The 289-nt window shown below is 52.9% G+C and carries 1 protein-coding gene; it reads left to right on the forward strand.

Going from position 1 to position 289, the window contains the following annotated elements:
* A partial coding sequence (locus tag KDM89_RS21790) for a hypothetical protein (protein WP_212689851.1) occupies window positions 1-289 on the forward strand: 289 nt, incomplete at both ends.

Genomic DNA, 289 nt, shown 5'->3' on the forward strand with positions numbered 1-289 from the left:
ATGCAGCTTCGATAGCGACGGCCTTGATGGGGGATAACATCGCGACCAATATGTTCATCCTCGGTTACGCCTGGCAAAAAGGCTGGGTGCCGTTGGAAGAAGTAGCGTTGATGCGTGCGATCGAACTCAATGGCGTTTCTATCGACTTCAATAAACAGGCATTCAACTGGGGACGTCTGGCAGCGCATGATCTGGCGGCCGTCAAGCGTCTGGCAACACCGGCCCAAGTGGTAGAAATCAAACGTCAGCCTACGCTCAATGAAGTGATCGAAAAGCGCCTGGTATTCCT

The organism is Cognatundibacterium luofuense (assembly GCF_018139685.1).
GTDB lineage: Bacteria > Pseudomonadota > Gammaproteobacteria > Burkholderiales > Burkholderiaceae_D > Undibacterium > Undibacterium luofuense.